The following is a 23,516-nucleotide window of genomic DNA, read 5'->3' as shown; positions in this document are numbered from 1 at the left end:
GCATGAAACTGTACAACCTTAAAGATCATAACGAGCAGGTCAGTTTTGCTCAGGCTATCAAGCAAGGACTGGGTAGCCAGCAAGGGCTGTTCTTCCCGCTGGAACTGCCGGAATTTGAGCGCACCGAAATCGATGCCCTGCTGGATCTGGATTTCGTTACCCGCAGCAGCCGCATTCTGTCTGCGTATATCGGCGATGAAATTGCGGCTGAAACCGTGTTCGAGCGCGTAAAAGCGGCCTTTGCGTTCCCGGCGCCGGTTGCACCGGTAGCGGAAGATATCGCCGCGCTGGAACTGTTCCACGGTCCGACGCTGGCCTTTAAAGACTTCGGCGGCCGCTTTATGGCGCAAATGCTGACGGAAGTGTCTGGCGACGAGAAAATTACCATTCTGACGGCGACCTCTGGCGACACCGGTGCTGCCGTGGCGCATGCTTTCTATGGTCTGGAAAATGTTCGTGTGGTGATTTTATATCCGCAGGGCAAGATCAGTCCGTTGCAGGAAAAACTGTTCTGCACGCTGGGCGGCAACATTCACACCATCGCTATCGATAGCGATTTCGATGCCTGTCAGGCGTTGGTGAAAAAGGCGTTTGATGATGAGGAACTGAAAAAGGCGATTGGCCTGAACTCGGCAAACTCCATCAATATCAGCCGTCTGCTGGCGCAAATTTGCTACTACTTTGAAGCCGTTGCACAACTGCCACAGGAAGCGCGTAATCAGCTGGTGGTTTCTGTGCCGAGCGGTAACTTCGGCGATCTGACCGCCGGACTGCTGGCAAAATCGCTGGGTCTGCCGATTAAGCGCTTCATCGCGGCGACTAACGCCAATGACACCGTGCCGCGCTTCCTGAGCAGCGGGAGTTGGGAACCGAATAAAACGGTGGCAACGTTATCCAACGCGATGGACGTGAGTCAGCCGAACAACTGGCCGCGCGTGGAAGAGCTGTTCCGTCGTAAAAACTGGCAGTTGAAAACGCTGGGTTTTGGCGCGGTGAGCGATGAGACCACGGAAGAAACCATGCATGAGCTGGATGCGTTAGGCTATCTCTCTGAGCCGCACGCTGCGATTGCTTACCGTCTGCTGCGCGATCAGCTGCAAGCCGGTGAGTTTGGCCTGTTCCTGGGTACGGCGCACCCAGCGAAATTCAAGGAAAGCGTAGAAGCCATTTTGGGCAAAGAACTGGATCTGCCTGAAGCGCTGGCTGAGCGTGCCGATCTGGATCTGCTGTCGCACAACTTCCCGGATGATTTCGCGAAGCTGCGTGAGTTTCTGATGGCGCTGCCGGAATAAGGCTTTTTGCAAGGACTGTCTCTTAGTTACGCTATTTTTGTGGGCTAAGAGATGGTTTCGTGCGCGATGATATTGTCATTTTCATGCTACTCAGTAGCACGCGCCCGACGCAGGGCGCTCAATCGCCGCCGCCCTGCGAACCCAGGCTGTCGGCGTTAATTATGCCGCTAGCGCGGTGCCTTCGTCGATATCTGGCTGAACGGAACGCTTGCGACACGTTCCCGACGTGGCGCAAGCTCTCGCCGCATCCTTGCGGCTCATCCTAAGCCCGCTATCTCCTCAGCATAATTTTTTACGCCGGATAACGGAAAAATCCGCGATACCTTCCTGTTCTCGTAGATAAGCGGAGGTTGTGGGTAAAGTAAATTACTGCTCGTGACGCTTGAACACTAACTCGTTGGCGGAGGATTCCGCTTCCTCGAAGAAATAACCTTCCGAGTCAAAGTCTGCTAACTGTTCCGGCTGCGTTAAGCGGTTTTGAATAATGAAACGACTCATCAGGCCGCGCGCTTTCTTGGCGTAGAAACTGATCACCTTGAATTTACCGTTTTTCTCATCCAAAAAGACGGGTTTGATCAGGTGGGCATTGAGCTTTTTCGGTTTAACGGCTTTGAAATATTCATCCGATGCCAGATTAACCAGCACATCGTCGCCTTGATCGCGCAGCGCCTGATTCAGTTTTTCTGTAATGGTGTCGCCCCAGAAACTGTAGAGATCTTTACCGGCTTTATTTTCCAGCTTGGTACCCATTTCCAGCCGATACGGCCGCATCAAATCCAGCGGACGCAACACACCGTACAGACCAGATAGCATACGCAGATGCTGCTGGGCGAAATCGAAATCATCCTCGCTGAAATCTTCAACGGCTAATCCAGTATAGACGTCACCCTTAAACGCCAGCAGCGCCTGACGCGCGTTCTCCGGCGTGAAATCCGGATGCCACTCGCTAAAGCGGCCTGCGTTCAGATCGGCCAGTTTATCGCTGATGCTCATCAGAGAGGCGAGCTGTGCCGGCGTCAGTTTTTTACATACATCAATCAGTTGGCTGGAATAGTCCAGAAGCTCCGGCTGGGTATAACGCGTTGTTGCCAAAGGACTGGTGTAGTCGAGCGTTTTTGCGGGTGAAATAGTAATAAGCATGCGCCATGTCCTGTCGGTCTGATTTGAGATGAGCCTACTATAGCAAGAACGCCGTAAGAAAACGGCGATAGCTACAATACGCCTTGTCTTTTACGTCCGAGCGCGTTTGGAAAGGGGAATCACCAGCGTGTAATCGCCGTTGCAAGGGGGCGTGGGAAAAGGCTGGCTTGCGCGGGAAAGTGCGCGTGTTATTATCAGATTTCGGCGCAAAATAGACGGCCACCCGATTAGATAATAAGTCGATTCATATACGAGCTATTTTCATTCACGAGCACCACGTATAAACAACGAGACATGCCAACATGACGGATAAACTGACTTCCCTACGCCAATTGACCACGGTTGTAGCTGATACCGGCGATATTGCGGCAATGAAACTGTACCAACCGCAAGATGCGACCACCAACCCTTCACTGATTCTGAACGCGGCGCAAATTCCTGAATACCGCAAGCTGATCGACGACGCGATTGTCTGGGCGCGCGAGCAGAGCAGCGATCGCAAACAGCAGGTCGTCGATGCTACGGACAAACTGGCGGTCAACATTGGTCTCGAAATTTTAAAATTGATCCCAGGCCGCATCTCCACAGAAGTGGATGCACGTTTGTCTTATGACACCGAAGCCAGCGTGGCGAAGGCAAAACACCTGATCAAACTGTACAACGACGCAGGCATCAGCAACGAGCGTATCCTGATTAAACTGGCTTCAACCTGGCAGGGCATCCGCGCGGCGGAGCAGCTGGAAAAAGAAGGCATCAACTGTAACCTGACGCTGCTGTTCTCCTTTGCACAGGCGCGCGCCTGTGCTGAAGCTGGCGTATTCCTGATTTCACCGTTCGTTGGCCGTATTCTTGACTGGTACAAAGCCAATGGCGATAAGAAAGAATTCGCGCCGCACGAAGATCCAGGCGTGGTGTCCGTTAGCGAAATCTATGACTACTACAAAGAGCACGGCTATGAAACCGTCGTGATGGGCGCGAGCTTCCGTAACGTTGGTGAGATTCTGGAACTGGCTGGGTGTGACCGCCTGACGATCGCACCAGCGCTGTTGAAAGAGCTGTCAGAAAGCGAAGGCGAAGTGGTTCGCAAACTGTCTTATGCTGGTGAAGTGAAAGTTCGTCCGGCGAAAATGACAGAAGCGGAATTCTACTGGCAGCACAATCAAGACCCAATGGCGATTGATAAACTGGCTGATGGGATCCGTAAATTTGCTATCGACCAGGAAAAACTGGAAAAGATGATTGCAGATTTACTGTAAGCATTTTGCTGATAAAAATAGCCGGGATTCCCGGCTATTTTTTTGTCTGCGTGCTGGCATTTTTGAAGGGAGAAGCTTATTTCGCCGTCGCGTTACGGGTTTTCTTCGCGATATAAAGATTATCATCGGCACGCTTCATCACCTCGCTGAGGTCTTCTCCAGCGATATGGTATTCAACCAGCCCAATACTGACCGTCAGCCTGATTTTTCCTGCGGCGGTTTCACAAGGCGTATCGCTAACACGCTCTCTCGCTTTATCCACGATGGTGTATGCATCGTCTAATCCGGTATTCGGAAACACGATTGCAAATTTATCGCCGCCAATACGGCCAAAAATATCTTCGCGGCGAAATGATTTTTTGAACGTGTCGGCAACAAACTTCAGCGCCTCGTCACCGACGCCGTGACCAAAGCTATCATTTACGTGCTTAAAGTAGTCGATGTCGATCAGAATGACGCTGACAGGACGCTTGGTCAGATTGGCGACACTAAAGGCTTTATTGGCGGCCAGAAAGAACGCATCTCGCCGTAAATAACCGGTGAGGTCGTCATAGCGTGCGATGATCGGCAATTCCACCAAATATTTTTTCGTCAGCAGTGACATCAGGCTGCCTAAAATAGCAAAGAGCAGCACACTACCTGCAACAATGAGAAGCGAAGATAAAGAAGACAGCGTCTGGATAAAGGATGGTTGTGGGTTTTCTGAGGTTGTTCTTATCCAAATACCCAGTAATTCATCGGTTGGCGACAGAATAGGGAAAATAATCGTCAGGGTGTCTTTACCCGCATAATCTCCGATAGAAGGCAGTTTATTTTGGCAGGTGCGAATAACCGCCATATCGTTGAAGTTGAGGTCGGAAGAAGAGAGCTTGTTTATGCACTCGCTACGTGAATCCCGCGTGTTAAAGGCAAAGGTTCTGGTTCGTGAAGACAAATAAGTGCCGGATTGCCGAACCATATCGCTTTCGGCTACTTCGCCGCTATTGGTGTAGGAGCCGTAGGTTTTGATCGCGGTATCGAGATTGATCCGTTCTGTTTTCCAGGTCGATTTGTTGGCTTCATGCATAATAATGATGGTGAGGATAAAGGAAATCGCCCCAAACAGGAAAAAGGCATACGTCGGATGGGCAAAAAGTTTAAGTATCTTATACTTAAGATCGTTCATGGCGACTTCCTTGATAGGGCTTTTTTACTTATTGTGATACGAAAGAAGTGCTTTAATTTTATCATATTATTTGATTTAACGTGATGTTCTGTCGTGGTAGATATCATCCTCTTCTCTTTAATCTATCGGCTTATTTCATCCGCTCTTAATGGGTAAGCGATCTTTTTTATGCGCCTGCTATTCTTAAATTTTAATTGCGAAACGGTATTATTAATTTAAGTCATTTCTTTCTCTTTTTTGAGACGCTATTTAATAACTATTATCAAATGCTGTATTGCACTCGGAGTGAAATAACGGACGCAGTGTGAATTTCCTCATAAGAGCTAATTGTTTGCTAAAAGCGTTCAATATCCTGATAAAATTGGTGTTTTATTTAGACAGAGGTGCTTATGAACGTATTGCGTATTGGTTTGGTCTCCGTATCTGACCGCGCTTCCAACGGGGTTTATCAGGATAAAGGCATCCCAGAACTGGAATCCTGGCTCCGTAGCGCCCTGACCACGCCTTTTGTCGTGGAAACCCGGCTGGTGCCTGATGAACAGCCGATGATTGAACAAACGCTGTGTGAACTGGTTGATGAACGCGGCTGTCATCTGGTGTTGACGACCGGAGGAACGGGGCCTGCACGTCGTGATGTCACGCCGGATGCCACGCTGGCCGTTGCCGATCGAGAAATGCCGGGGTTTGGCGAGCAAATGCGGCAGATCAGCCTGCGCTTCGTTCCGACCGCGATTCTCTCTCGCCAGGTGGGCGTGCTGCGTAAACAGGCGCTGATTCTCAACCTGCCAGGGCAGCCTAAGTCGATTAAGGAAACGCTGGAAGGTTTAAAAGGCGCTGATGGCAAGGTGGTTGTGGCCGGTATTTTTGCCAGCGTACCGTATTGTATCCAACTGCTGGAAGGCCCTTACATCGAAACCAATCCAGATGTAGTAGCAGCTTTTCGCCCTAAAAATGCCGTGCGCGAAATAAAAGACTGAAGTTAGGCGATTTGAAACATAAGATTCAGCTTTGCTGGTGTATAAAAATTTTGCCGATATAGTAATTTCTACTTTACACACTGCGGTGGATTTTTTCACTCTGGCAATGCACGGTATCTTATGACTCAGGATCAACACGCCGATCCTCGCCGGTTGAACCGGCAGGACTATAAAACGCTGTCTCTGGCTGCGCTGGGTGGCGCGTTAGAGTTTTATGATTTTATTATTTTCGTCTTCTTTGCTGCCGTGATTGGCGATCTCTTCTTCCCGCCGGATATTCCTGAATGGCTGCGGCAGGTACAGACGTTCGGTATTTTCGCCGCAGGCTATCTGGCCCGTCCGCTTGGGGGCATCATCATGGCCCACTTCGGTGACAAGAGCGGACGTAAGAGAATGTTCAGCCTCAGTATATTGCTGATGGCGCTACCGACGCTGGCAATGGGCCTGCTGCCGACTTATGAAGCTATTGGTATTGCTGCGCCGCTTCTGCTGCTGTTGATGCGCGTGCTGCAAGGGGCTGCAATCGGCGGGGAAGTCCCCGGTGCGTGGGTCTTCGTTGCGGAACATGTGCCTCGTGCCCGCATCGGTTTTGCCTGCGGTACGCTGACTGCCGGGCTGACGATGGGTATTCTGCTGGGTTCACTGATCGCGACGTTGCTGAATACGGTGCTTACACCGGAGCAGATGTCGGACGGCGGCTGGCGCTTGCCGTTCTTCATCGGTGGGGTCTTCGGCCTTGTTGCCATGTATCTGCGCCGCTGGTTGCAGGAAACGCCTATTTTTATGGAAATGCAGGCGCAGAAAAAGCTGGCGGAAGAGTTGCCGCTGAAATCTGTCGTCTTAAACCATAAACGTGCGGTTGTGGTTTCCATGCTGCTGACCTGGCTGCTGTCTGCGTGCATCGTCGTCGTTATTCTGATGGCTCCGACCTACCTGCAAAAAGTCCACGGGATTCCTGCCGCGCTGGCGTTGCAGGCGAACTGTTTGGCAACGATTGCATTGATGGTGGGCTGCGTCGGTTCGGGGTTGCTGGTCGACCGCTTTGGTGCCAGCAAGCTGTTTATGGTGGGTAGCCTGTCGTTGGCCGCCTGTAGCTGGTTCTTTTACAGTTCGGCAGCAAGCAGTACGACGCTGCTCTTTGTCAGCTATGCGATTGTAGGGCTCAGCGTGGGTGTGGTGGGCGGTGTGCCGTATGTTATGGTGCGGGCGTTTCCGGCTGCGGTGCGGTTCTCGGGGATTTCTTTTTCCTACAACGTTTCCTATGCCATTTTCGGTGGCCTTACGCCTGTCTTTGTCACGCTGATTATGAAGGCAACGCCGCTGGCACCGGCATTTTATGTGCTGACGCTAGCCGCGGTAGGTCTGCTGCTGGGGATATATTTGCAGCGCGATCTGGATGCCGATTCGCATGCTGTGGCTGATAGCGACGCGCGCGATCGTTCTCCTGTTGAGGTTTAAGCGTGTTGTCTCGTTCTTAAAACGTACCGTCATTAAAAACGCGTCATCATCAAAAACAAACGGGCCCTTGTCAGATAGACAGGGCCCGTTGGCATTTAACGCGGCGAGAGCTTACCGCGTCAGAAATTATATTGCATCAGAACTTAGTGGGACGCGCCACATGAACCGATTGGCAGGACGGTGCGGCCAAACTTCTCGTTCAGCACTTCAGCCATTGCCAGATAAATTGCACTCGCGCCACAGATGATACCTTCGTAACCCGCGAAGGTCAGCAGGGCGTGGTTGCCGGTAAAGTTACCTACGGCCAGCAGAGCAAACAGTACGGTCAGGCTACCGAAGACAAATTGCAGTGCGCGGTTGGTGCCAAATGTACCGAAGAACATAAACAGTGTGAAGATGCCCCACAGGCCAAGGAACACGCCAAGGAATTGAGCATCGCTGGCTTCCGCCAGACCCATTTTCGGCAGCACGAGAATGGCAACCAGCGTCAGCCAGAATGCGCCATAAGACGTGAATGCGGTCACGCCAAATGTATTGCCTTTTTTATATTCCAGCAGACCGGCCAGAATCTGGGCGATGCCGCCGTAGAAAATACCCATGCTGAGAATGATGGAAGAAAGTGGGAAAAAGCCTGCGTTGTGCAGGTTCAACAGAATAGTGGTCATCCCGAAGCCCATCAGTCCTAATGGACCAGGATTTGCCAACGTGTTCGTGCTCATAAATCCTCTGCAATAACAGATTATTAATAGTCCCTTCGCGTCGGGCGCGGCATTAAGGTTAGCGAATGCGCCAATCACGTTGGGATAGGTGTCGTTTAGGTGTTATTGCCCGCCATTATGTAGGGAAATGTCCCCATTTTTGCAGCGAGCGCGGCATCATATCGGGCGTTGGGAACGGACACAACATGGGGAAGGCAGAATAGTTTGATCGTACGAGGGATAAAGGTCATTTTTTTTCATCTTCCCCCCTTGATGATAGAAATGTTGGCCCCATCTTATTTCCAACCGAAACAGTTTGACCTGCCGCGAAGGCGTGTGTCGGGCCGTTACATCGGTGGTTAGCATGAAAATGAAACGTGTGCTGCTGATGAAAAACGAGGGTGTGTCGTTGGAAAACGAGAAATCTTGTTGAAAAACGACATTTCGCCCGCACAGTAGGTTTAACCACCACACCGAATATGACTTTTTAGTGGAGATGTTTAGATGGGTAAGATTATTGGTATCGACCTGGGTACAACCAACTCTTGTGTCGCGATTATTGACGGTACTCAGGTAAAAGTACTGGAAAATAGCGAAGGCGATCGCACCACGCCTTCAATCATTGCTTATACGCAAGATGGTGAAACTCTGGTTGGCCAACCGGCTAAACGTCAGGCAGTGACCAACCCGAAAAATACACTGTTTGCTATCAAGCGCCTGATTGGCCGTCGTTTCAAAGACGAAGAAGTTCAGCGCGATGCCAACATCATGCCGTACAAAATTATCGCGGCAGATAATGGCGATGCATGGCTGGAAGTGAAAGATCAGAAAATGGCTCCGCCGCAGATTTCAGCTGAAGTGCTGAAAAAAATGAAGAAAACGGCGGAAGACTACCTGGGTGAGACGATCACCGAAGCGGTTATTACCGTACCTGCTTACTTCAACGATGCGCAGCGTCAGGCGACTAAAGATGCCGGCCGTATCGCGGGTCTGGAAGTAAAACGTATCATCAACGAACCGACAGCGGCAGCGCTGGCTTACGGTCTGGATAAAGAAGTCGGCAACCGTACTATCGCGGTTTACGACCTGGGCGGCGGTACGTTCGATATTTCCATTATCGAAATCGACGAAGTTGATGGCGAGAAAACCTTCGAAGTGCTGGCAACCAACGGTGACACTCACCTGGGTGGTGAAGACTTCGATAGCCGCATGATCAACTATCTGGTTGACGAATTTAAGAAAGAGCAAGGTTTCGACCTGCGCAATGACCCGCTGGCCATGCAGCGTCTGAAAGAAGCCGCAGAAAAAGCCAAGATCGAGCTGTCTTCTGCTCAGCAGACTGACGTTAACCTGCCGTACATCACGGCGGATGCGACCGGTCCTAAGCACCTGAACATTAAAGTGACCCGTGCGAAACTGGAATCACTGGTAGAAGAGCTGGTGAACCGTTCTCTGGAGCCGCTGAAAGTGGCATTGCAGGATGCTGGCCTGTCCGTTTCTGAAATTCAGGACGTGATTCTGGTTGGTGGTCAGACGCGTATGCCTCTGGTACAGAAGAAAGTCGCTGACTTCTTCGGTAAAGAGCCGCGTAAGGACGTGAACCCGGATGAAGCGGTTGCTATCGGTGCTGCGGTTCAGGGCGGCGTTCTGTCTGGTGACGTGAAAGACGTTCTGCTGCTGGACGTTACCCCGCTGTCTCTGGGTATCGAAACCATGGGCGGCGTGATGACGGCGCTGATTGCCAAGAACACCACGATCCCGACTAAACACAGTCAGGTGTTCTCAACGGCGGAAGACAACCAGTCTGCGGTAACGATTCATGTTCTGCAGGGTGAGCGTAAGCGTGCGCACGATAACAAATCTCTGGGTCAGTTTAACCTGGATGGTATTCAGGCTGCACCGCGCGGTATGCCGCAGATCGAAGTCACTTTCGACATCGACGCCGACGGTATCCTGCATGTTTCTGCGAAAGACAAAAACAGCGGTCGCGAGCAGAAAATTACCATCAAGGCCTCTTCTGGTCTGAACGAAGAAGAAATCCAGAAAATGGTACGTGACGCGGAAGCAAACGCTGAAGCTGACCGTAAGTTTGAAGAGCTGGTTCAGGTACGCAACCAGGGCGATCACCTGCTGCACAGCACGCGTAAGCAGCTGGAAGAAGCAGGCGACAAGCTGGCCGCTGACGATAAAGCTGCCATTGACGACGCACTGAAAGCGCTGGAAAGCGCGCTGAAAGGCGAAGACAAAGCAGAAATCGAAGCGAAAATGCAGGCGCTGGTTCAGGTTTCCGGCAAGCTGCTGGAAGCGTCTCAACCACAGCAAGGCCCTGAAGGTGCCGCTGATGATGCCTCTGCTCGTCGCGACGACGATGTCGTTGATGCTGAGTTTGAAGAAGTAAAAGATAAAAAGTAATCGCCCTTGAGCGGGCGCAGTAGCAGCCACAAGGCTATTGCTGGCAATCAGCACGGGCGTCGAGGAAACTCTGCGCCCGTGCACGCATGTTGAGGGCAGGAAAAGAAATGGCGAAGCAAGATTATTACGAAAGCCTGGGCGTTGCTAAAAGCGCGGATGAGCGCGAAATAAAGAAAGCCTACAAGCGTCTGGCGATGAAGTACCACCCCGATCGTAATCCGGGTGATAGCGAGGCAGAAGCCAAGTTCAAAGAGATCAAAGAAGCCTACGAGATCCTTACCGACTCGCAAAAACGCGCTGCCTACGATCAGTACGGTCACGCGGCGTTTGAGCAAGGTGGTATGGGTGGAGGCGGCGGTGGCTTTGGCGGCGGCGGTGCCGATTTTGGTGATATTTTTGGCGACGTGTTCGGGGATATTTTTGGCGGTGGCCGCCGTCAGCGCGCGAGCCGTGGATCCGATTTACGCTACAACATGGAGTTGACGCTGGAAGAAGCGGTACGTGGCGTCACCAAAGAGATCCGTATTCCCGCACTGGAAGAGTGTGACGTGTGCCACGGCAGCGGTGCGAAGCCGGGTAGCTCTCCGATCACCTGTCCAACCTGTCATGGTAATGGTCAGGTTCAGATGCGTCAGGGCTTCTTTACCGTACAGCAGGCGTGTCCACACTGCCATGGTCGCGGTAAGATCATTAAAGATCCGTGCGTCAAATGCCACGGTCATGGCCGCGTAGAGAAGAGCAAAACGCTGTCGGTGAAAATTCCGGCGGGTGTGGATACGGGCGACCGTATTCGTTTGTCCGGTGAAGGCGAAGCGGGCGAGCACGGCGCGCCGTCAGGGGATTTGTACGTTCAGGTGCAGGTTAAAGCGCACCCGATCTTCCAGCGTGAAGAAAATAACCTGTACTGCGAAGTGCCGATCAATTTTGCGATGGCAGCATTAGGTGGCGAGATTGAAGTCCCGACGCTGGATGGCCGTGTGAAGCTGAAAGTGCCTGCGGAAACGCAAACCGGCAAACTGTTCCGTATGCGTGGCAAAGGCGTGAAATCGGTACGTGGCGGTGCACAGGGCGATCTGCTGTGTCGTGTGGTTGTGGAAACGCCAGTTAACCTGAACGAGCGTCAGAGACAGCTGCTGCAAGAGCTTGATGAGAGTTTCGGTGGCCCGTCTGGTGAAAGAAACAGCCCGCGTTCGAAAAGCTTTTTCGATGGCGTGAAGAAATTCTTCGACGATTTGACCCGTTAGTGGCTTATCGTTAACGCGTAATCAAAAGACCGGTGGGGTAAACCCGCCGGTTTTTTTATGACAGACATCCTTGTCCGTACTCCGCACCGTTGCTGCACAGCGTTGAAAAATGTTTCCGACGTTTTTATACCTCGCTCTAAAACTCCCCACTTAACAGATCGGTTTTTACGAGTTTTATGCCAGTTTTAATCTGCTTTTAACGAGTAGTTAGATTGCGTAATCTTGCTGGCAAGAAAGCGGACGTACGGTATTGGTGTTCGTGCCTGATGGGAGAGTAAGTCAATGATAACAATGATTCGCCGTTTTATCGGATTGGATGCGGCGGCTGGCATGATGTTGATGATGGCAACGGTTTTCGCGCTCGTGTTTGCCAATTGGTCTGTTACCGCCGCTGGCTATCAACAGTTCCTTATGATGCCAGTGGAAATGCGCTTTGGCGCACTGGAAATTAATAAGAATCTGCTGCTGTGGATTAACGATGGCCTGATGGCGATTTTCTTCCTGCTGATTGGTCTGGAAGTGAAACGCGAGCTGGTTGAAGGCACCTTAGCCAGTCGTCAGCAGGCGATGTTGCCACTGGCGGCGGCGGTAGGCGGAATGGTTTTTCCCGCCTTGCTCTTTCTGCTTTTCAACGCAAAGGATGAGGTAACGCGCGCTGGCTGGGCTATTCCCGCTGCGACGGATATTGCGTTCGCCATTGGTGTGCTGACGCTATTGGGCAAGCGCGTGCCCGCAGGATTAAAAGTCTTCCTGCTGGCGCTGGCGATCATTGACGATCTGGGAGCGATCCTGATCATTGCCCTGTTTTATACGCAGCAGATCTTCTGGCCTGCGCTGGGCGGCGCGGTATTGGCGGTTGCAGCGCTGGCCTATTTGAACAGGCAACAGGTCAGGAAAACATCCGCCTATTTGCTGGTGGGGATGGTCCTGTGGGTCTGCATCCTGAAATGTGGCGTTCATGCGACGTTGGCTGGGGTGATCGTCGGATTCTTTATCCCTTTGCGCACGTCCGACGGGGAAACGTCTCCGGCAACCACGCTGGAACACGGTTTACAAACGTGGGTCGCGTTTCTGATTATTCCGCTGTTTGCCTTCGCTAACGCTGGCATTGTGTTACAGGGAATTGTGCTGGAAAAACTGTTTTCCCCTCTGAGTCTGGGTATCGCCGCCGGGCTACTGATCGGTAAACCGCTGGGTATTACCTTGTTCAGTTGGCTAACCATTCGGCTGGGCTACGCGCGTTTGCCGGCTGGCGTTGGCTTTAGCCAGATTGTGGCGGTGTCCGTGCTGTGTGGCATCGGTTTTACCATGTCGATATTCATTACGCTGCTGGCCTTTTCTGGCGGTGATGCGGAATTGATTACCTATGCCAAGCTGGGAATCTTGCTGGCATCGGGATTGGCGGCGCTGCTCGGCTATCTGGCACTGCGTGGGGTGTTGCCTACGCTGGACAAGGCGGTGCAGCCGTGTAAGGGTTGAGGCCATGCCGGAGGCGCGAAGAGGGGGAAGGTGTGTCTCATTTGAATTTTAATCATCTCTATTATTTCTGGCAGGTTTATAAGTCGGGCTCCGTTGCCGGTGCGGCAGAGACGCTGTTCTTAACGCCGCAGACCATTACCGGGCAGATCAAATGCCTGGAAGAGCGTCTGCAGGGCAAGCTTTTCAAGCGCAAGGGACGGGGGCTGGAACCGACGGAACTGGGGCAGCTTGTTTTTCGCTATGCGGATAGCATGTTTCAGCTTAGCCAGGAAATGTTGGATATTGTGAACTACCGCAAAGAATCGAACCTGTTATTCGATGTCGGCGTGGCAGATGCATTATCCAAACGGCTGGTTAGCAGGGTGCTGGAAACGGTCGTGACGGAACAGGAGCATATCCATTTGCGCTGTTTTGAGTCGACGCACGAAATGCTGCTGGAGCAGTTGAGCCAGCATAAGCTGGATATGATTTTGTCGGACTGTCCGGTGGATTCGACGCAGCAGGAAGGGCTATTTTCAATCAAGCTGGGCGAGTGTGGCGTAAGCTTTTACTGTAAACGTCCTCAGCCCGAATACGCTTTTCCTGCCTGCCTTGAACAACGTAAGTTACTGATTCCAGGACGGCGAACCATGTTGGGACGCAAGTTGCTGAATTGGTTTACTGCGCAGAATATTCAGGTAAACATTTTGGGTGAATTTGATGATGCGGCGCTGATGACCGCGTTCGGCATTAACAATGACGCCGTTTTCGTTGCGCCATCACTGTATGCCAATGAAATCTACCAGCAGGGTGACATCGTTGAGATCGGCAGGATCGAGAACATTCAGGACGAGTATTACGCGATCTTTGCGGCCAGAATGATCCAGCATCCGGCGGTGCAGCGTGTGTGTAACGCGGATTTTTCGGCGCTCTTCAGTGATACTTCAGATGCAAAAAAACCGGCCTGAGCCGGTTTTTTCTTAGCAACAACACGCAGGTGCGTGATTATTGCATGGCGTTGATGCGCGCAACCAGATTGGATTTATGACGTGCAGCTTTGTTCTTGTGGATCAGGCCTTTACCAGCCTGGCGATCCACGATCGGTTGCATGTCATTAAACGCTTTCTGTGCCGCTTCTTTATCGCCAGTCGCGATCGCCGCGTATACTTTCTTGATGAAAGTACGCATCATAGAGCGACGGCTTGCGTTATGCTTACGGCGCTTCTCAGATTGTACGGCGCGTTTCTTAGCTGATTTGATATTAGCCAAGGTCCAACTCCCAAATATATTCAATCGAGGACAATTCAAAGGCCGTGGAATATGCTCGTTTAGCCTTCGTTTGTCAATGGATTTGTGCAAATAAGCGTCGTTTGTACGTCGACACTTGTTACGTTGTGATGGCGCAGGATTTTAGCAGCTTCACGCGGTGGAATACAGCCTTTCGCATCATAAATTCATCCTGAATTTGATAAAACCCTGTCTGCCATCGGTAAAGTCGGATTGTGCAGGGCATCCACTATCTGGATATTCTGCGTCTGGGCGTCATCCATCGAGGATTCCGCTAAAAAACGTGCAAATACCGGCACGATTTACAGGGTGGCTGCAAAAGGCGCGAATCGCGGGTTAACCTTACTCGCTGTACAAGGTATAATCCGCCGATTTCCATAATATTAACCCTTTGTTCTGGGCCAGCCATGCAGCTAATTCGCGGTATACACAATCTTCGGGCACACCATTACGGCTGTGTGCTCACTATTGGTAATTTTGACGGCGTGCACCTCGGACACCAAATGCTGCTTGAACGACTGAAGCAGGAAGGACGCGCTCGTGGGCTGCCGGTGATGGTGATGATTTTTGAACCACAGCCGCTGGAACTCTTCGCTGCGGAAAAAGCGCCAGCCCGTTTGACGCGTCTGCGTGACAAGGTGAAATATCTGGCGCAGGCCGGCGTGGACTATCTGCTGTGCGTCAGATTCGATGCGCGTTTTGCCGCCAATGATGCCGAGACGTTCGTTTCTTCTCTGCTGGTGAAAAAATTGGGCGTGAAGTTTCTGGTTGTGGGGGATGACTTCCGCTTCGGGGCTGGTCGTCAGGGAGATTTCCTGTTATTACAGAAGGCTGGACGTGAGTCGGGATTTGATGTCATCAGCACCGATTCGTTCTGTAATGGCGGTAAACGGGTTAGCAGCACTGCCGTGCGGGAAGCGCTCAGTCGCGATGAACTCGAGCTGGCGGAAAGCCTGCTGGGCCATCCTTACAGCATTTCCGGGCGCGTGGAACATGGCAAAGAATTGGGGCGAACCATCGGGTTCCCTACTGCCAATCTGCCGCTGAAACGTCAGGTTTCCCCTGTTAGCGGCGTGTATGCCGTCAGCGTTTATGGGCTGGGGCAAGAACCACTGCCGGGCGTTGCCAATATTGGCACGCGTCCGACCGTAAACGGTGACAAACGCCAGCAGCTTGAAGTGCATTTGCTGGACGTGGCGATGAACCTCTATGGTCGCCATATTGAAGTTGTACTGCGTAAAAAGATCCGTAATGAACAGCGTTTTGCTTCGCTCGATGCGTTAAAACAGCAAATCGCCGATGATGTGGTGACAGCCCGGACGTTCTTCGGGTTAAAGACACCGGTTTAATTTTTCTAGCCGAAACGAAATCGAGAATCTAATGAGTGACTATAAGACTACCCTGAACTTGCCGGAAACAGGGTTCCCGATGCGTGGCGATCTGGCCAAGCGCGAACCTGACATGCTGAAACGTTGGTATGAACAGGATCTGTACGGGATTATTCGCAATGCGAAGAAGGGAAAGAAAACCTTCATTTTGCACGATGGCCCTCCGTACGCGAACGGCAGCATTCACATTGGTCACTCAGTTAACAAGATTCTGAAAGATATTATCGTTAAATCGAAAGGCCTGTCTGGCTACGATTCTCCCTACGTGCCGGGCTGGGACTGCCACGGTCTGCCGATTGAGCTGAAAGTAGAGCAGTTGGTCGGTAAGCCGGGCGAGAAAGTCAGCGCTGCGGAATTCCGCGCGGAGTGCCGTAAATATGCGGCAGAGCAGGTTGCCGGACAGAAAGCCGATTTTATTCGTCTCGGCGTGCTGGGTGATTGGGATCGTCCTTACCTGACGATGGATTTCAAAACTGAAGCGAACATCATTCGTGCGCTGGGCCGCATCATTGAAAACGGTCACCTGCATAAGGGGGCGAAGCCGGTTCACTGGTGTGCGGACTGCGGTTCCGCGCTGGCGGAAGCAGAAGTCGAATATTACGACAAAACCTCTCCATCCATTGATGTGGCATTTAACGCCAGCGACGTGGCGGCGGTATTAGCCAAATTTGGCGTGAAGAGCGTAGACGGCCCCGTTTCACTGGTGATCTGGACGACGACGCCGTGGACGCTGCCAGCAAACCGTGCGATCTCGCTGAATGCGGAATTTGCCTATCAGCTGGTGCAAATTGACGGTCAGGCGCTGATTCTGGCGGCCGATCTGGTTGAAAGCGTGATGAAGCGCGCTGGCATCAGCCAGTGGCAGGTTCTGTGCGATTGCAAAGGCGCGGATCTTGAGTTGCTGCGTTTCAAACACCCGTTCCTGAACTTCGACGTACCGGCCATTCTGGGCGAGCACGTGACGCTGGATGCGGGTACAGGTGCGGTGCATACCGCCGGTGGTCACGGTCCTGACGACTATGTGATCAGCCAGAAATACAATCTGGAAATCGCTAACCCGGTTGGGCCGAATGGCTGCTACCTGAGCGGCACCTATCCTGAACTGGACGGCAAATTCGTTTTCAAAGCCAACGATCTGATCGTTGAAATCCTGCGTGAAAAAGGCATGTTGCTGCACGTAGAGAAATTACAGCACAGCTACCCGTGCTGCTGGCGTCATAAGTCGCCGATCATTTTCCGTGCCACGCCACAATGGTTTGTCAGCATGGATCAGAAAGGCCTGCGTAAGCAGTCGCTGTCTGAAATAAAAGGCGTGCAGTGGATCCCGGATTGGGGTCAGGCGCGTATCGAAGCGATGGTTGCGAACCGTCCTGACTGGTGTATCTCCCGTCAGCGTACCTGGGGCGTGCCAATGTCGCTGTTCGTCCACAAAGAGACAGAAGAGCTGCATCCGCGTACCGCTGAACTGATTGAAGCGGTGGCGAAACGTGTTGAAGCCGACGGCATTCAGGCATGGTGGGATCTCGATCCGGCCGATATCTTGGGCGCAGACGCTGACAACTACGTCAAAGTGCCGGACACGCTGGACGTATGGTTCGATTCTGGATCGACGCACGCGTCTGTCGTGGACGTTCGCCCTGAATTCGGCGGTCACGCGGCGGATATGTATCTGGAAGGGTCTGACCAGCATCGTGGCTGGTTCATGTCTTCCCTGATGATCTCAACGGCGATCAAAGGCAAAGCGCCTTATCGTCAGGTACTGACTCACGGTTTCACCGTTGATGGTCAGGGCCGCAAAATGTCCAAGTCGATCGGGAATACCGTGAGTCCGCAGGACGTGATGAATAAGCTGGGTGCTGACATTCTGCGTCTGTGGATCGGTTCAACAGATTACTCCGGTGAAATCGCCGTATCTGATGAGATCCTGAAGCGTTCTGCCGATGCCTATCGTCGTATCCGTAACACCGCGCGTTTCCTGCTGGCGAACCTGAATGGGTTCGATCCACAGCAACATATGGTGAAACCAGAAGATATGGTCGTGCTGGATCGCTGGGCGGTCGGCTGTGCGAAAGCGGCGCAGGAAGAGATCCTCGAAGCGTATGAAAGCTATGATTTCCACCGCGTTGTACAACGCCTGATGCAGTTCTGCTCGATCGAAATGGGTTCGTTCTATCTGGATATCATTAAAGATCGTCAGTACACGGCCAAAGGCGATAGCGTTGCGCGCCGTAGCTGCCAGACCGCGCTGTACCATATCTCTGAAGCATTGGTTCGCTGGATGGCGCCGATTATGTCCTTCACCGCGGATGAGATCTGGAACTACCTGCCGGGCGAGCGTGCACAGTACGTCTTTACCGAAGAGTGGTATGACGGTCTGTTCTCGTTGGATAGCGCAGAAACCATGAACGATGCGTTCTGGGCGGATGTCCTGAAAGTGCGTAGCGAAGTGAACAAAGTCATCGAGCAGGCACGTAATGACAAGCGCATCGGCGGATCGCTGGAAGCCTCTGTCACGCTGTACGCCGATGCCAATCTGGCGGGCAAACTGAACCAGCTGCGTCAGGAACTGCACTTCGCGCTGTTGACGTCAAAAGCGCTGGTAGAACGTTATGAAAATGCGCCGGATAGCGCGCAGGCAACGGAACTCACCGGACTGAAAATTGCCTTAAGTGAGGCAGAAGGGCACAAGTGTCCACGCTGCTGGCATTACGAGACGGATATCGGTAGTAATGCCGATCATCCTGAAGTGTGTGGTCGCTGTGCGACTAACGTGGGCGGTAACGGCGAAGAGCGTAAATTTGTCTGATGAATAAGATCTGTTCGAGTGGACTGCGCTGGCTCTGGCTGGCGGTGCTGGTTTTAGTTATCGATCTTGGCAGCAAGCAGTGGATTCTTGCCCACTTTGCGCTGGGGGATACGGTACCAGTTATGCCTTCTCTGAATCTGCATTACGCCCGTAACTACGGCGCAGCATTCAGCTTCCTGGCGGATAAAGGCGGCTGGCAACGCTGGTTCTTTGCCGGTATCGCGATTGCTATCGTGGTTGCGCTGCTGGTGATGATGTACCGTGGCAGCGTCAAACACAGGCTGAATAACATTGCGTATTCGCTGATTATCGGCGGTGCGTTGGGCAATCTGTTTGATCGGACATGGCATGGGTTTGTCGTCGATTTCATCGATTTCTATGTCGGTGACTGGCACTTTGCCACGTTTAACCTGGCCGATACCGCCATCTGTATTGGTGCGGCGCTCATCGTACTGGAAGGGTTTTTCAGTACGCATGATGATACTGATACCGTTAAGCAAAAGGGTCACTGATGTCCGAGACTGTGCAGCACAACAGCGCGCTGCTGGTGCATTTTATTCTCACGCTGGAGGATGGCTCCACGGCCGAGTCTACGCGTGAGCGCGGCAAGCCAGCGCTGTTCCGCCTTGGCGATAGCAGCCTGTCTGACGCGCTGGAACAAAATCTGTTGGGATTGAAACGTGGCGATAAGCGCAAGTTTACGCTGCCGCCGGAGTCGGCCTTTGGGCCGACCAATCCAAACCTGATCCAGTTCTTCTTGCGTCGTGATTTCGCCCAGACCGGCGTGCCGGATGTTGGCACCATTATGCTGTTCAGCGGCGTTGCCGGGAATGATATGCCGGGGATTATCCGCGATGTGACCGAGGAATCGGTCACCGTGGATTTCAATCATCCTCTGTCCGGTCAGGCGATTACCTTCGATCTCGAAGTGCTGGATATCGATCCCGTACAACAGGAGGTGTCCCATGCAGATCCTGCTGGCTAATCCACGCGGCTTTTGTGCCGGTGTCGATCGTGCTATCAGCATTGTGGAGCGCGCGCTGGAGCTTTTTGGTACGCCGATCTACGTCCGTCATGAAGTGGTACATAACCGTTATGTGGTTAACGGGTTGCGCGAACGTGGTGCCATTTTTATTGAGCAGATTGAAGACGTGCCGGACGGTGCGATTCTGATTTTCTCGGCACATGGCGTTTCGCAAGCGGTACGCAATGAAGCAAAAAGCCGTGACCTGACGGTATTCGATGCCACCTGCCCGCTGGTAACCAAAGTGCATATGGAAGTGGCCAGAGCCAGTAAGAAAGGTGTAGAAGCGATTCTTATTGGGCATGCCGGACACCCTGAAGTTGAAGGGACGATGGGTCAGTACAGCAATGCGGATGGTGGCATGTATCTGGTGGAATCCCCCGAGGATGTCTGGCAGCTACAGGTAAAAGACGAAAGCAACCTGTGCTTTATGACGCAAACCACGCTTTCTGTTGATGATACCTATGCGGTGATTGATGCGTTGCGCGAACGTTTTCCGCAGATTGTCGGGCCGCGTAAAGATGATATCTGCTATGCCACGACCAATCGTCAGGAAGCGGTTCGCCATTTGTCGGATAAGGCGGATGTCGTGTTTGTTGTGGGCTCTAAAAATTCCTCAAACTCTAACCGTCTTGCTGAATTGGCACAGAGAGCGGGGAAAGCGGCTTATCTGATTGATTCAGCCGAAGATATCCAGGAGTCATGGGTAGAGGGCGCTTCGCATGTTGGGGTAACCGCAGGCGCATCCGCACCGGATATCCTGGTACAACAGGTGATTCAGCGCCTGAAAGCATTAGGCGGCAAGGTTGCCGTTGAAATGCAGGGGCGTGAAGAAAACATCGTCTTTGAAGTGCCGAAAGAGCTGCGTGTTGAAGTCAAACAGGTAGATTAACGCTGTTTCTGTGGTAGGGCTTCGGCCCTACCGCTGTTATGCCCGTCATACTTCAAGTTGCATGTGCGTTGGCCGCGCTACTCGGTCCACTTACGTGGACCTCGCCCGCTGGGGCCGCTGCAAGCAGCGTTCAAATCTGCCTCTGGCAGATTTGTCAGTCACCCGAATCACTTACCTGAGTAAGCTCATCGGGATGAAATGAGAGACATCCTGTCTCTCACCGGAGGCCAGCCGTTGGCTGGTCAAATTCGTTCCCGACGAATTTGTCCTTCTCTTGCCGCCTTCCTGAAACTCGAATTATTTAGGGCATATCTCTCCCCTGTATTCACTCATGAAAATGTTAATGCATAAAAATGAATTTTTATGCGTTATGTCATGTGGTTTATTTTTAACCTTCCCTGCATGTCTTCAAACGCATCACGGTTTTTCATCGCTTCCAGACGCGATTCTGCTGCCTGTGATGAGACAGTTTTGCTGATTTTCTGCGGCTTCAAACAGTATTTTCTAATCTGGCGGTAAATCCGCTGGCGATAGTGCGCAGTGCCCGTTAACCTGATGTTATTTTTATGTCGTCAGGATCAAAAAGAGAGAGACATTATGAAGGATTCATCCATCCGTATTGCGGTTGTAGGTGCGGGCGGCCGTATGGGACGCCAGCTGATTCAGGCCATCGAGCAAATGGACGGCGTGGTATTGGGCGCGGCGCTGGAACGTTCTGGTTCGTCTCTGATAGGCAGCGATGCAGGTGAACTCGCCGGGCTGGGTAAAAATGGTATTACCGTGAATGAAAGCCTGGATGCCGTACAGAATGATTTCGATATCTTGATCGACTTCACCCGTCCGGAAGGCACCTTAGCGCATTTGGCATTTTGTCGTCAGCACCGTAAGGGCATGATTATTGGGACAACCGGCTTTGATGACGCAGGGAAGGCGGCGATTAAGCAGGCTGCACAAGATATCGGAATTGTGTTTGCCGCGAACTTCAGCGTTGGCGTCAATGTTATGCTGAAGCTGCTGGAAAAAGCGGCGAAGGTCATGGGCGACTATACTGATATCGAAATCATCGAAGCACACCATCGCCACAAAGTGGATGCGCCGTCTGGCACCGCGCTGGCGATGGGCGAAGCGATTGCCGATGCGCTGGGACGCGATCTGAAGTCTTGTGCCGTGTATGCGCGTGAAGGTCATACCGGTGAACGCGATCCGAAAAGCATTGGTTTTGCGACCGTGCGGGCGGGTGACATTGTCGGTGAACATACGGCGATGTTTGCGGATATTGGCGAGCGCGTTGAGATTACCCACAAGGCATCCAGCCGTATGACGTTTGCCAATGGTGCGGTAAGAGCCGCTATCTGGATTGGTTCGAAAGAAAGCGGTCTTTTCGATATGAGAGATGTGCTTTATCTGGATGATTTATAGTTTTTAATTTTTTATAAAAAATTATATCTTACTGATAAAGGTGATTATTTTTAATATCACCTTTATTTTTAAGCTTTTGGTTTAAATTTTTTACTATTATTTGTTTTTATCTGTTTTTTATTCGTGTTTTTAGCGGCAATACTTCCCCTTTACTCCTGAAATGCCCTTTGCTGGCGATTTGTTATCCTTATTTTAACGATGTTGCCTCGCAACCGTTTACTTACCTAAGTTGATGTGGTTTTTTACGTCAGTGGGCGGCTATTTATTTCGGAAAGCATAAAAATAAGAGAAAAAAAGCGGTTTGGGTAGACAATCAGGAAGACCATCATTAAAATGCGCCCAATTTGCCAAAAATTGGCCTTACAGGTAGTTTTTGCATTGATTTAGTGGCTCGAATCTGAATTAATATGCAAATAACGTGATTGTTTATTCCTTGGAGGGTGTTTTGATTAAGTCAGCGCTATTGGTTCTGGAAGACGGAACCCAATTCCACGGTCGGGCCATTGGGGCAGAAGGGTCGGCAGTGGGGGAAGTGGTCTTCAATACGTCGATGACCGGTTATCAAGAAATCCTTACTGATCCTTCCTATTCCCGCCAGATTGTCACTCTCACTTATCCCCATATCGGTAATGTCGGCGCCAATGCCAACGATGAAGAATCCCCCTCTGTACAGGCTCAAGGTCTGGTTATTCGCGATTTACCTCTGATTGCCAGCAACTACCGTAGTGAAGAAAGCCTGTCTGAATACCTCAAACGCAACAACATCGTCGCCATTGCTGATATCGATACCCGTAAACTGACCCGTCTGCTGCGTGAAAAAGGCGCGCAGAATGGCTGCATCATCGCGGGCGATGCGCCGGATGCCGCTGTCGCGCTGGAGAAAGCGAAAGCCTTCCCTGGGTTGAAGGGAATGGATCTGGCAAAAGAAGTGACGACGGCAGAAAGCTACAGCTGGTTACAGGGAAGCTGGACGCTGGAAGGTGAATTGCCTGCGGCGAAAAACGAAAGCGAACTGCCTTACCACGTAGTGGCTTATGACTACGGTGTGAAACGCAACATTTTGCGTATGCTGGTGGATCGCGGCTGCCGCCTGACGGTTGTTCCGGCGCAGACACCTGCCGAAGATGTGCTGAAGTTGAATCCAGACGGTATTTTCCTTTCTAACGGCCCGGGCGACCCAGAGCCGTGTGACTACGCGATTCGCGCGATCAAAACCTTCCTGGAAACGGATATTCCGGTATTCGGTATCTGCTTGGGTCACCAACTGCTGGCGTTGGCGAGCGGTGCGAAGACCATCAAAATGAAGCTGGGTCACCACGGCGGCAACCATCCGGTAAAAGATCTGGATAACAACTGCGTGATGATCACCGCACAGAACCACGGCTTTGCGGTTGATGAAGATAATCTGCCTGACACGCTGCGCGTCACGCATAAATCCCTGTTTGACCACACGGTTCAGGGGATTCACCGCACGGATAAGCCAGCGTTCAGCTTCCAGGGACACCCTGAAGCGAGCCCTGGCCCGCATGATGCTGCGCCACTGTTCGACCACTTTATTGACTTGATTCAGACTTACCGTTCTTCAGCTAAATAATCAGGA

The 23,516-nt window shown here is 51.9% G+C and carries 19 protein-coding genes; 15 read left to right on the top strand and 4 right to left on the bottom strand.

Going from position 1 to position 23,516, the window contains the following annotated elements; genetic code table 11:
- Positions 1-2: 2 nt before the first annotated feature.
- Entirely contained in the window at positions 3-1,292 is a 1,290-nt protein-coding gene (thrC, locus tag R9X49_RS16575; RefSeq protein ID WP_319849434.1) for a threonine synthase, read from the top strand.
- Positions 1,293-1,658: 366 nt separating this feature from the next.
- Here thrC and yaaA read toward each other — a convergent pair whose 3' ends face one another.
- Positions 1,659-2,432 carry a peroxide stress protein YaaA gene (yaaA, locus tag R9X49_RS16570; RefSeq protein ID WP_319849432.1) on the bottom strand — a complete coding sequence of 258 codons (774 nt, stop codon included), beginning with the start codon at positions 2,430-2,432 and terminating at the stop codon, positions 1,659-1,661.
- A gap of 302 nt (positions 2,433-2,734) precedes the next feature.
- Between yaaA and tal the strand changes: the two genes are divergently transcribed.
- Positions 2,735-3,688, top strand: coding sequence for a transaldolase (gene tal, locus R9X49_RS16565; protein ID WP_319849431.1), 954 nt, complete (start codon positions 2,735-2,737; stop codon positions 3,686-3,688).
- Positions 3,689-3,764: 76 nt separating this feature from the next.
- Here tal and R9X49_RS16560 read toward each other — a convergent pair whose 3' ends face one another.
- Positions 3,765-4,853, bottom strand: coding sequence for a GGDEF domain-containing protein (locus R9X49_RS16560; protein WP_319849429.1), 1,089 nt, complete (start codon positions 4,851-4,853; stop codon positions 3,765-3,767).
- A 389-nt stretch (positions 4,854-5,242) separates the two neighbouring features.
- On the opposite strand from R9X49_RS16560, the gene mog reads away from it, so the two are divergent.
- Both mog and R9X49_RS16550 read left to right on the top strand, forming a co-directional pair.
- Positions 5,243-5,830 (top strand): molybdopterin adenylyltransferase, encoded by a 588-nt coding sequence (mog, locus tag R9X49_RS16555; RefSeq protein ID WP_319849428.1) that lies wholly within the window; start codon positions 5,243-5,245, stop codon positions 5,828-5,830.
- A gap of 120 nt (positions 5,831-5,950) precedes the next feature.
- Positions 5,951-7,288: an MFS transporter gene (locus R9X49_RS16550; protein ID WP_319849427.1), complete on the top strand. Its 1,338-nt coding sequence runs from the start codon at positions 5,951-5,953 to the stop codon at positions 7,286-7,288.
- A 143-nt stretch (positions 7,289-7,431) separates the two neighbouring features.
- On the opposite strand, the gene satP is transcribed toward R9X49_RS16550, so the two are convergent.
- Entirely contained in the window at positions 7,432-8,007 is a 576-nt protein-coding gene (satP, locus tag R9X49_RS16545; RefSeq protein ID WP_319849426.1) for an acetate uptake transporter, read from the bottom strand.
- A gap of 483 nt (positions 8,008-8,490) precedes the next feature.
- On the opposite strand from satP, the gene dnaK reads away from it, so the two are divergent.
- From dnaK to nhaR, 4 genes are all read left to right on the top strand, one after another.
- Positions 8,491-10,398, top strand: a complete 1,908-nt coding sequence (gene dnaK / locus R9X49_RS16540) for a molecular chaperone DnaK (RefSeq protein ID WP_319849425.1) — start codon at positions 8,491-8,493, stop codon at positions 10,396-10,398.
- Between the two features lie 107 nt (positions 10,399-10,505).
- A complete protein-coding gene (gene dnaJ, locus R9X49_RS16535; protein ID WP_319849424.1) occupies positions 10,506-11,642 on the top strand; it encodes a molecular chaperone DnaJ in 1,137 nt (378 codons plus the stop codon).
- 282 nt (positions 11,643-11,924) lie between these two features.
- Positions 11,925-13,121, top strand: a complete 1,197-nt coding sequence (gene nhaA / locus R9X49_RS16530; RefSeq protein WP_319849423.1) for a Na+/H+ antiporter NhaA — start codon at positions 11,925-11,927, stop codon at positions 13,119-13,121.
- Positions 13,122-13,153: 32 nt separating this feature from the next.
- A complete protein-coding gene (gene nhaR / locus R9X49_RS16525) occupies positions 13,154-14,068 on the top strand; it encodes a transcriptional activator NhaR (RefSeq protein ID WP_319849422.1) in 915 nt (304 codons plus the stop codon).
- Between the two features lie 37 nt (positions 14,069-14,105).
- On the opposite strand, the gene rpsT is transcribed toward nhaR, so the two are convergent.
- On the bottom strand, positions 14,106-14,369 hold the full coding sequence (gene rpsT / locus R9X49_RS16520; protein ID WP_010681770.1) for a 30S ribosomal protein S20: 264 nt from the start codon (positions 14,367-14,369) through the stop codon (positions 14,106-14,108).
- 425 nt (positions 14,370-14,794) lie between these two features.
- Between rpsT and ribF the strand changes: the two genes are divergently transcribed.
- From ribF to carA, 7 genes are all read left to right on the top strand, one after another.
- The gene (gene ribF, locus R9X49_RS16515; protein WP_319849421.1) at positions 14,795-15,736 is read left to right on the top strand and encodes a bifunctional riboflavin kinase/FAD synthetase; all 942 of its coding nucleotides are present in this window, start codon (positions 14,795-14,797) and stop codon (positions 15,734-15,736) included.
- A 31-nt stretch (positions 15,737-15,767) separates the two neighbouring features.
- Positions 15,768-18,581: an isoleucine--tRNA ligase gene (gene ileS, locus R9X49_RS16510; RefSeq protein WP_319849420.1), complete on the top strand. Its 2,814-nt coding sequence runs from the start codon at positions 15,768-15,770 to the stop codon at positions 18,579-18,581.
- A complete protein-coding gene (gene lspA / locus R9X49_RS16505; protein WP_319849564.1) occupies positions 18,578-19,093 on the top strand; it encodes a signal peptidase II in 516 nt (171 codons plus the stop codon). The genes ileS and lspA overlap by 4 nt, the downstream gene beginning before the upstream one ends.
- Positions 19,093-19,566 carry an FKBP-type peptidyl-prolyl cis-trans isomerase gene (fkpB, locus tag R9X49_RS16500; protein WP_256598989.1) on the top strand — a complete coding sequence of 158 codons (474 nt, stop codon included), beginning with the start codon at positions 19,093-19,095 and terminating at the stop codon, positions 19,564-19,566. Before lspA ends, fkpB begins: the two co-directional genes overlap by 1 nt.
- Entirely contained in the window at positions 19,547-20,497 is a 951-nt protein-coding gene (gene ispH / locus R9X49_RS16495) for a 4-hydroxy-3-methylbut-2-enyl diphosphate reductase (RefSeq protein WP_225085828.1), read from the top strand. The genes fkpB and ispH overlap by 20 nt, the downstream gene beginning before the upstream one ends.
- A gap of 597 nt (positions 20,498-21,094) precedes the next feature.
- Positions 21,095-21,916, top strand: a complete 822-nt coding sequence (gene dapB / locus R9X49_RS16490; RefSeq protein WP_319849418.1) for a 4-hydroxy-tetrahydrodipicolinate reductase — start codon at positions 21,095-21,097, stop codon at positions 21,914-21,916.
- 445 nt (positions 21,917-22,361) lie between these two features.
- On the top strand, positions 22,362-23,510 hold the full coding sequence (gene carA / locus R9X49_RS16485; protein ID WP_039324200.1) for a glutamine-hydrolyzing carbamoyl-phosphate synthase small subunit: 1,149 nt from the start codon (positions 22,362-22,364) through the stop codon (positions 23,508-23,510).
- Positions 23,511-23,516: the final 6 nt, after the last annotated feature.

This window comes from Pectobacterium carotovorum, assembly GCF_033898505.1.
GTDB classification, from domain to species: domain Bacteria; phylum Pseudomonadota; class Gammaproteobacteria; order Enterobacterales; family Enterobacteriaceae; genus Pectobacterium; species Pectobacterium carotovorum_J.
The sequence above is the reverse complement of the archived record's forward strand: the minus strand, read 5'-3'. Positions and strand labels throughout refer to the sequence as shown.

Coding starts and splice junctions, on each gene's coding strand:
- dnaK (WP_319849425.1), top strand. CDS start 8,491: ATGGGTAAGATTATTGGTATCGACCTGGGTACAACCAACTCTTGTGTC.
- fkpB (WP_256598989.1), top strand. CDS start 19,093: ATGTCCGAGACTGTGCAGCACAACAGCGCGCTGCTGGTGCATTTTATT.
- ribF (WP_319849421.1), top strand. CDS start 14,795: ATGCAGCTAATTCGCGGTATACACAATCTTCGGGCACACCATTACGGC.
- tal (WP_319849431.1), top strand. CDS start 2,735: ATGACGGATAAACTGACTTCCCTACGCCAATTGACCACGGTTGTAGCT.
- satP (WP_319849426.1), bottom strand. CDS start 8,007: ATGAGCACGAACACGTTGGCAAATCCTGGTCCATTAGGACTGATGGGC.
- R9X49_RS16560 (WP_319849429.1), bottom strand. CDS start 4,853: ATGAACGATCTTAAGTATAAGATACTTAAACTTTTTGCCCATCCGACG.
- nhaA (WP_319849423.1), top strand. CDS start 11,925: ATGATAACAATGATTCGCCGTTTTATCGGATTGGATGCGGCGGCTGGC.
- ispH (WP_225085828.1), top strand. CDS start 19,547: ATGCAGATCCTGCTGGCTAATCCACGCGGCTTTTGTGCCGGTGTCGAT.
- dapB (WP_319849418.1), top strand. CDS start 21,095: ATGAAGGATTCATCCATCCGTATTGCGGTTGTAGGTGCGGGCGGCCGT.
- R9X49_RS16550 (WP_319849427.1), top strand. CDS start 5,951: ATGACTCAGGATCAACACGCCGATCCTCGCCGGTTGAACCGGCAGGAC.
- yaaA (WP_319849432.1), bottom strand. CDS start 2,432: ATGCTTATTACTATTTCACCCGCAAAAACGCTCGACTACACCAGTCCT.
- dnaJ (WP_319849424.1), top strand. CDS start 10,506: ATGGCGAAGCAAGATTATTACGAAAGCCTGGGCGTTGCTAAAAGCGCG.
- mog (WP_319849428.1), top strand. CDS start 5,243: ATGAACGTATTGCGTATTGGTTTGGTCTCCGTATCTGACCGCGCTTCC.
- ileS (WP_319849420.1), top strand. CDS start 15,768: ATGAGTGACTATAAGACTACCCTGAACTTGCCGGAAACAGGGTTCCCG.
- thrC (WP_319849434.1), top strand. CDS start 3: ATGAAACTGTACAACCTTAAAGATCATAACGAGCAGGTCAGTTTTGCT.